11 protein-coding genes are annotated in these 9060 nt (G+C 35.4%); 4 read left to right on the plus strand and 7 right to left on the minus strand.

Going from position 1 to position 9060, the window contains the following annotated elements:
* Nucleotides 1-186: 186 nt before the first annotated feature.
* From ABIQ28_RS03770 to ABIQ28_RS03795, 6 genes are all read right to left on the minus strand, one after another.
* Nucleotides 187-405 (minus strand): hypothetical protein, encoded by a 219-nt coding sequence (locus tag ABIQ28_RS03770; protein WP_348035414.1) that lies wholly within the window; start codon nt 403-405, stop codon nt 187-189.
* The gene (locus tag ABIQ28_RS03775) at nt 402-668 is read right to left on the minus strand and encodes a hypothetical protein (protein WP_348035415.1); all 267 of its coding nucleotides are present in this window, start codon (nt 666-668) and stop codon (nt 402-404) included. The genes ABIQ28_RS03770 and ABIQ28_RS03775 overlap by 4 nt, the downstream gene beginning before the upstream one ends.
* The gene (locus ABIQ28_RS03780; protein ID WP_348035416.1) at nt 604-1131 is read right to left on the minus strand and encodes a hypothetical protein; all 528 of its coding nucleotides are present in this window, start codon (nt 1129-1131) and stop codon (nt 604-606) included. Before ABIQ28_RS03780 ends, ABIQ28_RS03775 begins: the two co-directional genes overlap by 65 nt.
* A gap of 196 nt (nt 1132-1327) precedes the next feature.
* The gene (locus tag ABIQ28_RS03785) at nt 1328-2329 is read right to left on the minus strand and encodes a histidine kinase (protein WP_348035417.1); all 1002 of its coding nucleotides are present in this window, start codon (nt 2327-2329) and stop codon (nt 1328-1330) included.
* A gap of 104 nt (nt 2330-2433) precedes the next feature.
* On the minus strand, nt 2434-3201 hold the full coding sequence (locus tag ABIQ28_RS03790; RefSeq protein WP_348035418.1) for a LytTR family DNA-binding domain-containing protein: 768 nt from the start codon (nt 3199-3201) through the stop codon (nt 2434-2436).
* A 201-nt stretch (nt 3202-3402) separates the two neighbouring features.
* Entirely contained in the window at nt 3403-3957 is a 555-nt protein-coding gene (locus ABIQ28_RS03795) for a hypothetical protein (protein WP_348035419.1), read from the minus strand.
* Nucleotides 3958-4232: 275 nt separating this feature from the next.
* Here ABIQ28_RS03795 and ABIQ28_RS03800 point away from each other — a divergent pair, with 275 nt between their 5' ends.
* Nucleotides 4233-4403 (plus strand): 23S rRNA (pseudouridine(1915)-N(3))-methyltransferase RlmH, encoded by a 171-nt coding sequence (locus ABIQ28_RS03800; RefSeq protein WP_348035424.1) that lies wholly within the window; start codon nt 4233-4235, stop codon nt 4401-4403.
* Nucleotides 4404-4575: 172 nt separating this feature from the next.
* On the opposite strand, the gene ABIQ28_RS03805 is transcribed toward ABIQ28_RS03800, so the two are convergent.
* Nucleotides 4576-4875, minus strand: coding sequence for an HPF/RaiA family ribosome-associated protein (locus ABIQ28_RS03805; RefSeq protein WP_348035420.1), 300 nt, complete (start codon nt 4873-4875; stop codon nt 4576-4578).
* A 173-nt stretch (nt 4876-5048) separates the two neighbouring features.
* Between ABIQ28_RS03805 and ABIQ28_RS03810 the strand changes: the two genes are divergently transcribed.
* The 3 genes from ABIQ28_RS03810 (at nt 5049) to ABIQ28_RS03820 (ending at nt 8794) form a co-directional block, all read left to right on the plus strand.
* Complete coding sequence (locus ABIQ28_RS03810; protein ID WP_348035421.1) at nt 5049-5627, plus strand: non-canonical purine NTP diphosphatase; 579 nt, start codon at nt 5049-5051, stop codon at nt 5625-5627.
* A gap of 245 nt (nt 5628-5872) precedes the next feature.
* The gene (locus tag ABIQ28_RS03815) at nt 5873-7786 is read left to right on the plus strand and encodes a DEAD/DEAH box helicase (protein WP_348035422.1); all 1914 of its coding nucleotides are present in this window, start codon (nt 5873-5875) and stop codon (nt 7784-7786) included.
* Between the two features lie 234 nt (nt 7787-8020).
* Nucleotides 8021-8794: a carboxypeptidase-like regulatory domain-containing protein gene (locus ABIQ28_RS03820; protein WP_348035423.1), complete on the plus strand. Its 774-nt coding sequence runs from the start codon at nt 8021-8023 to the stop codon at nt 8792-8794.
* Nucleotides 8795-9060: the final 266 nt, after the last annotated feature.

Here is a 9060-nt window from a genome sequence, read left to right on the forward strand (position 1 = left end):
TTCGCTAAAAATTCAAGAAATCCATGAAATTAAAATCCGTGTAATCTGTGCATTCTGTTTCTAAAAAGAAACAAAGAATCAAGAACAAAAATTATGACTTGTGATTCTTGAATTACTCGAAATCTGAGCAATTACTTAAAATTAAAAGTACAAACTCAAAATTCGAAAAATCGAAATCCGCGAAATTCATGAAATTTGGAAGAGCTCCAGACGGCTGGCCTGCTTTATTTTAAACAGTAGATTGTTATAGGCCGTCAACAGCTTGCGGATCTTTTTGTTGAGCTCGTTCTGGGAGAAGAAAATCATTTTGCGCAAAGGGTAATAGGTGCGCTGATAGGCAAGATGGACAGCATTCTCTACAAGCGCCTTGTCCTGCGGGGAATATCCACTGGTGGGGTTGATCACACAGTTGTAGTGCCTGGCAAAGTCCTTGAAGCTGCGGTTGATAATTGCCTCATAACGGCTGGCACTCTGGTTACGGCCGACTTTAAATTATCGGAGACGATGGCCTTGGAAACGCCACCATAAAACTCCAGGGCATGGCCATAGCAGGTAATAAAATCCGCTCTCTTTTGGCTATGGCAGGCTTCCACATAGGTGTACTTACTGTTGGGCAGGATGTCCACGAAGACTTCCACCGCGATGAGCTCCCCAGTGGCCCAGTCCACAAAATGCTTTTTTTTTGCCAGCGTAGTCCATATACATCTCATTGCCCGAATCATGTTCCAGTTTCATGGATCCCTTGGCCTTTGTAAACTTACGGTTGTAACGCTCCATGAACTGGGTATAACTGTAGGGTTCCTTAGCGGTCTGTACATATTGCTGATAGTGGAACAAAAAGGTAAACCCAGGATGGTTCCGCGCTTTCTTGATACCATCAAAATACAGCATGAGCTCCTCATAACGGGGATTGGCTATGGTGGTGCTGGAAGGAAAGAGCGCCTCAAGGGCAACATTGTCACTGGCCAGCAGTTCTTCTAAAGAACGGGTACTGGCCTTGAACAGGCGCATATAATTGTTTACCGTATTGCGGGATATCCCTAGGGTAGCACCTTTTTTACGGTTGCTAAACCCATCAATATATAGGGAAATGATTTGTTTTAAGTCCATTGGATCAAGTGTGTTGGCCATATCGCATACTTTTAAGCGATAAGGTAATTAATACTTGATCTTTCAAAGTCGGTACAGTTGGACCAGATCGAAATATGGCACAAATCGAACCACTATAGGCTTTTACCAAACAGGCAAAAATGGCACAGTTTGAACCGAAATGCCTGGCACTATGAAACCGAAATCAATGGCACAAATCGAACCGAAGTAATCAACACTAATTACTCCTGGGAATTTTAACAATGGTTTCCACTCCAGATTGGTCATCCTTGTTTTTGATTTCATATATATAATTCTCATCATAAAGATTGCGCAACCTGTCGTTTATATTTGATAAACCAATTCCCTTTTTAAATAAGGCAGTTGGACTATCTTTTAACAACGCACCATTATTTTCAACTATAATCACCAATTGCTCGTTTTCAGCATAAATTTTAATGAGTATCTCCAACTCTGTATGATCATACGAATAACCATGCTTAATTGAATTTTCTATAATTGGCTGAAGTAATAGTGTGGGCACATTATATTGAAGTAAAGCTTCATCAATCTCTTTTTTTATAACTAAATGATCTGAAAACCTTACGTTTAAAATATTGAGATAATATTCAAGAATTCGAAGTTCCTTTTCAAGCCTTATGGTATGACCCCCATTGTCCTTAAGTATTTCTCTAAGAAAATCACTCAAATCGGCAATCGTATCTTTGGCCTTACCAGGATCAATATCTGTTAAGACAGCAATCGAGTTTAGGGTATTAAACAAAAAATGTGGTTGCATTTGTGATGAAAGCATTTTAATTCTGGTATTTACCAATTGTGCTTCCAGTTGATTTTGTTTCTTCTCAGCTTCTTTCACCTGTTTTAAATAATAATAAGTATAAACGATAAAAACCATGGCAAAATAGGTCAAAAAGTTCAACTCAATTACGTTCATAAACCTATAAATACTATATTGAATGTCGTATTCAGATATGGTAAACATTCCTTTTAGCCAACTTTGCAAATCGGTAATAAGACGTATGACCATTCCAATAAAAAGCGATAAGACCGTATGGATAGAAATAATTTTAACCCAAGAATAATTTTTATTTAAAAACCGCTTGGTGCTCACGGCTATAAACGTCATATAGCTCACCACGATAATATAATCGAGAAATGGATTATAGATTAAAAAATCACGCAATGAGGACGACATGCCCTCATTCCCAATGGATTCCATGTAAAGTATTTTTGCAATCAAAACGAGGTAAAAAAGAAGATAAAAACCAGCCAAAAGCAAAACGAGATTCAGGTCTATAAATTGTCTTTTTTTATTGAAGAAGTTCATGATATTCCTATTTTTTCAAGAAATTCATTTTTATGAGATTTACTTATGCGCAACATTTTATTATCGGTCATTTTGGCGTCAATTTCAGAAAAACTAGAATGCACAATTTCTCTAACAAAATTTATATTTACGACGCTCGATCTATGGATTCTAAAAAAAACAGCTTCGTCAAGTCCATCACAGAGTTTGGTCAATGCTTCACGCAACATGTACTTTTTATTCGCAACAAAAATCTCCACATAATATCCTGAAGAAGTAATGTACATGATATCCAAAGGATTGATTAAGATGGTTTTATTGCCTTGCCTAATCAGGAATTTTGTCGGCATCGGGACTTTTCCCGATTTCATGCTGTAAAAATGGAACAACTCTTCAAATCGTTTTTTGAAGTTAGCATCAGCCTCTGACTTTGAAGTTTTTAAAACCCTGTCTATAATCCTAAAAAAACGTTGGTCCTTAAATGGTTTTAGCAAAAAGTCAAACGCCTCCACTTCGAAAGCTTTCAAAGCATAGTTATTATAAGCCGTGACAAAGATTACAATAGGTTTTGGAGATATTTTCATTTTTTGGAGCACTTCAAACCCATTCATGTCCTTCATGTTAATATCAAGGAAAATAAGATCTGGCTGAAGTTTATCGATGGAAATTATTGCGGTTTTACCATTTGAGCATTCCCCAAGCACTTCAATTTGAGGCACTGTTTCCAATAATTTCAGAACTCTTTTACGCGCCAGTTCTTCGTCATCTATGACCAATGCTTTCATAATCTAAGGTGCGAAAATTAATAGCTATCTAAAAGTAATTTAAAGTTATTTAATCTCATCCAACTGAGTTATAAATTATTCATAAATAAATAATCGGAAGTACATTCAAAATTAATTTAATCAAAGAGGTCATCAGACCATAATCTGATGACCATAATGATTTGGTGACCTTAATTAACTGCCAAAACTTTGTTCAATTTTTTAATTATTAGCTACTACGCCATAATCCTTATCCAAAGCATCGAATGTTATATTACGTTTTTGATTTCCATTTTTCAACGTTAATTTATAGACGGCTTTATCCAAAATTATTCCTTTTGTGCTTGCTATATATTTGTTTTTAATCAAATCCCAACCTTTATAGGAGTTATAAACTTGCAATCTTAAATGGCGCGGCATTAGGATGTTTTTGAAATTTTGTTGAGTAGAAATCAAATTGCCTTCCCCATCATAACTAGCGACCATAAATCCTTTTGAACTTCTAAGCTCTACTGAATAGGATTCATATTCCTCATGGCTAACCAAATTGATAAATTTACGGATGTCAAAATTCTCATTCAAAAACCCTATCGGATTATTCACGAATTCATGTACCCCACGAGGTTTGATTTTAATTGTAAAAACCGAACCATTTTGGGTTATATCTGCATTTAGAGGCGAATATTTAACTTTTACCTCATCTAATTTCGTGATTTCTTGAGCTTGACCAATCGAAGCCCATAACACACATACTGATAAAAAAATTAAAGTTTTCATGATAAATAAAATTTAAGATTACTATTCGTTTTTTGATTGTAAATTGATGATCACTCTTTTACAACCACTAAATTATTTGAAAAAGTCTTCGAAAATCATGAAATGATATGAATAGCTAAATTTTGATAATCAACAGTCTTAGATCTGAATTAAACCAATTTTATAGATTTTGAATTCGGTTGGGAATTTTTACGACTTTGATTTACATCAATCTTTTTATTGAAACCATACTAAACTTAAATGGATAAAAATTTAAAAAAAAACAACCCACCGGCATTGCGACGGGTGGTTTCAAGGATTTATCATCAGAAGTTTATGAAAAAGCAAATGGGAAAATATCATTATCTAAAATGACTTTTTCCCATCAAATGATCCACTTGTTCATGATCGAACAATTGTATCATGCTTTTACTATTTTAAGAAATGAACCTTATTTTCATCGCTGAAATAGGTTGGAGGTTTGGGGTTTGAGGTTTCCCGCCTTCGCTAAAGCTACGGACGAGCAAGCAAGCTTCAGGTTTCGAGTTCAAGTTTAAGTTTAAACTAATTTTTCAATTTCAACCTCAAATTCAATTTCGACTTCTCATAATACCTAATCCCTATTCCCTCATACCTAAATCAGTGTGCCAAAAGCGTCTGTTTTCTCTTTTTTAACTGAATTTCCAAATCACTAATTGTCTCTTTTACCGACATTTCATAATTTTTTTCATCAGAAGTTGCAAATATTTGAGGCCCTGGAAGACTTAATTTAATATTACAAATTTTTCCTTTTTCAGGATTAGTACCTTCTTCTTTGAAAAACACATCAGCGCTAATCAACCATTCGTATTTATCAGCGAGTTTATTTAATTTTTCTTTAGTGAAGGCTGCAAGTGAATCACTGTAATCTAAGTTTATAAATTGGATGTTAATTGTCATATCTATTATTTTTAAGTTATAGGACTAAATTAAGGGTTTAAAAAGAAAGACCTAATGACATAAATCATAAATTAAGCTTAAATTTAAAATTCTTATGTAACTCTTGAAGTCATAAAAACAGATTCTAAATTTTACATTATATTAACCGATCCAATTCAAAAATCAATTTCACTATGCAACTCGTTTTTGCCACCAATAATCTCAACAAACTCAAGGAAGTTCAAAGCCTAATTCCAGATCACATAAAACTATTGAGTCTTGCTGACATTGGTTGTGTTGAAGATGTGCCAGAAACCCAAGACACTATTGAAGGTAATGCCATCCAAAAAGCAGAGTACATTAAGAAGCATTACGGTTATGATTGTTTTGCGGACGATACAGGATTAGAAGTTGACGCTCTTAACGGAGAACCTGGCGTATATTCGGCACGATATGCTGGCGAACAGCGCAACTCAGAAGATAATATTCAAAAAATCCTTAAGAATCTAAACAACGAATCTAACAGAAATGCCCAATTCAAAACGGTAATTGCATTGGAGTTTCAGGGGAAACAACACTTATTTACCGGGATTTGTAAAGGAGAAATCACAATGGATAAAATGGGTGACCAAGGTTTTGGCTACGATCCTATTTTTAAAGCTGAAGGTTATGACAAAACATTTGCGGAAATCTCTTTGGAAGAAAAAAACCGCATCGGCCACCGTGGAAAAGCGGTGCAATTACTGGTACAATTCTTAAATATGCAACAGTAATCTTCTACTATTTTCAAGACCAAGTATCATAACAATTGGATAGCTAAAAATCAAAGCCGAATTAACTATTTTTATCCTTTCTGAAAAAAACATAAAAAATAAATTGTAGTAAAAAAAATAAATCGTAGTTTTGCACCTTGAAATTTTCCTCAAGGTGAGGATGTGTTACTGGAAGTTTAGGTTAAGTAAGTCGATTCGCTTCTGTTGTAACACCAAAGAACATAATCGAATACTTATTAAATCGAATGAACACATTCCAAGATTTAGGTCTTAATGACGACCTATTACGTGCTATTAGTGATATTGGCTTTACAACGCCAAGTGATGTCCAAGCAAAAGCAATTCCAATTTTATTAGAGCAAGACACTGATTTAGTGGCTTTAGCGCAAACAGGAACAGGTAAAACTGCGGCGTTTGGCTTTCCTATGTTGCAAAAAATCAACATTGAAAGCAGAACCACTCAAGGCTTGATCATCTCTCCTACACGTGAACTTTGTTTACAAATTACCAACGAATTAAAAAACTACGGAAAATACTGCAAAGGATTTAATGTTGTTGCTATTTATGGTGGTGCAAGTATTACGGATCAAGCTCGTGAAGTAAAAAGAGGCGCACAAATTATTGTTGCTACACCAGGTCGTATGAAAGATATGATTAACCGTAATATGGTTGACATTTCTAAAATTGAATACGCCGTACTTGATGAGGCTGATGAGATGTTGAACATGGGCTTCTATGAGGATATTACAGATATTCTTTCCCATTCTCCAGCAGACAAAAATACCTGGTTATTTTCAGCAACGATGCCTAAAGAAGTGTCGAATATTGCTAAAAAATTCATGAATTCGCCAGTTGAAATTACAGTTGGTAATAAAAATGAAAGTACCAATCAAGTATCCCACGAATATTATTTAGTGAATTCTCGTGACCGTTACCAAGCCTTAAAACGTTTGGCTGATGCACATCCTGATATTTTCTCAGTGATTTTCTGTCGTACCAAACGCGATACGCAAAAAGTGGCGGAACAATTAATTGAAGATGGCTATAGCGCTGGTGCTCTACATGGCGATTTGAGCCAGAACCAACGTGACATGGTCATGAACTCATTCCGTAAAAATCAAATCCAAATGTTGGTGGCTACTGATGTTGCCGCTCGTGGAATTGATGTGGACAACATTACACACGTTATCAACTACCAATTACCTGATGAAATCGAAACGTATACACACCGTTCAGGTAGAACAGGACGTGCAGGTAAAACTGGGGTTTCTATCGTTATTGTTTCTAAAAGTGAATTGCGCAAAATCAAAAGTATCGAGCGCATTATCAATAAAAGCTTCGTGAAAAAAGACATTCCGGATGGAATGGAAATTTGTGAAGTACAATTAATGTCTTTGGCAAATAAAATCCACAAGACAGAAATCAATCCTGAAATTGAAAAATATTTAGGCAGTATCAACGAATTACTTGAAGATACGACCAAAGAAGAATTGATTCAAAAATTCTTTTCGGTTGAGTTTACAAGATTCTTTAACTACTATAATAAATCAAAAAACTTATCGGTATCTGAATCACGCGGAAGTGATAGAGAAGATGATTTTGGACGCGACTCTGGACGTGATTATGGCAATGGAGATGATTCCTCACGTTATTTTATCAATGTTGGTAAAAAAGACGGCTATGACTGGATGAGTTTAAAGGATTACTTAAAAGAAATTCTTGAACTTGGAAGAGATGATGTCTTTAAAGTTGATGTTAAGGAAAGTTTCTCTTTCTTCAATACTGAAAAAGGATTGCAGGAAAAAGTATTGGCTTTCTTTACTGACTACAAACACAACGGTCGTTTTGTAAATGTTGAAGTGAGTGAAGATCAAGGTGGCGGAACCAGCAGAAACAAAAGACGTCCTAGCGGCGGCGGCGGAAGACGTTCAGAAGGTGGCGATTTTAAACCGAGAGGTGAAAGACGTTCTGGAGGCGATTTCGGATCTGGTGGCGGAAGAAGTGACAGAAGAACTTCTTCTGATTCTTCTAGACCAAGACGTTCAGGAGCAGAAAGTGCTGGCCCAAACAGACGCGACAGGCGTGCTGGAGCTGGTGTAGGGGAGAAATCATCGGATTCAAATTTCTCTAGACCGAAAGTTTCAAGACGCAGAGACTAGTAGCAAGACAGATGACGGATGACAAAATTTGAAATTCGTAATTTAATAATATAAAACGAAGTGGGAAGTTTAAACTTTTCGCTTCGTTTTTTTTATTTTATGAAATTCATTGTTACGCTTTAGTTAATACCTGATTACTTATGCCTTTTCCCTAACGTTAATTTTATATGAAAATTACCATATTTAGTGATGTATCTAAGTTTAGTTTCTTATTTTTAACGATTAAATAAATCAATGAGGCACCTACTAATACTTACTGCTTTTTTATTCATTTCTTCACTAAGTGTGGCCCAAACACCCTCTTCTGTTAAAGGTGTGGTCTATAGTACAAGTACAAATGAAATTTTGGAGAGCGTCAATATCGTCAACTTAAATCAAGTTATTGGCACGACCACAAACAATAAAGGTGAGTTTGAAATCAAGTCCATTGCTAATGATACTTTGCATTTTTCGTTTTTGGGTTATAAATCCATTAAAGTAAAAGTAACCAACGACTGGCTAAAATTTGGGGAAACCAAAATTGAAATGACCGAACTGGCGCTTGCTCTTGAAGAAGTCGTCGTCAATCAATTAAGACTTACGGGTTTTTTAGAGGTCGATATCAAACAAGTTCCGGTAAGAACCAATTATCGCTATAGTATTTCTGGTTTATCCACAACAGGATATGAAGGCGGAACCACAGGCGCTATAAACAAAGCTTTGGGAGCCATTTTTAATCCTGCCGACTTCTTATACAATATGTTTGGCAAAAAAGGCAATCAGCTTCGGAAGTTAAAACAAATGAAACAAGACGATGAAATCAGAAACTTGCTCGCAGCTCGTTTTGATCGTGAAATGTTGATGGTTTTACTAGAAGTAGATCGATTAGATTTAGATGAAATTGTCAGTCAATGCAACTACTCCAGAGATTTTATTCAAACGGCTAATGACCTCCAGATTTTGGATGCCATCAACGAATGCTACGAAGAATACAAAGTGCTGAGCAGAAGCAAAAAGAGAAGTAATTAATCCTTTTTGTTTTCGTAATAACGAGTCACGATTTCATCATAACTTTTAAGGTTTTTTGAGATTCAATCCAATGGTTTTTCTTATTTGGAATAACATCATAGTATTAACTTATTTTGATGCATGACGTCCTATAATAAAGCACTATTATCCGAAAGTCTAAAATAAAAAGTGCCTGAGAATCCCTTATTTTTGTTTTTGCGAAAAAAAATAATTTTATGGGACTTTTCAGGCGAAACAAAAATATTAAAAAACTAGTTATTCGACAA

Origin of the sequence: Gelidibacter sp., assembly GCF_039916245.1 — a bacterium.
Taxonomy (GTDB): Bacteria; Bacteroidota; Bacteroidia; order Flavobacteriales; family Flavobacteriaceae; genus Gelidibacter.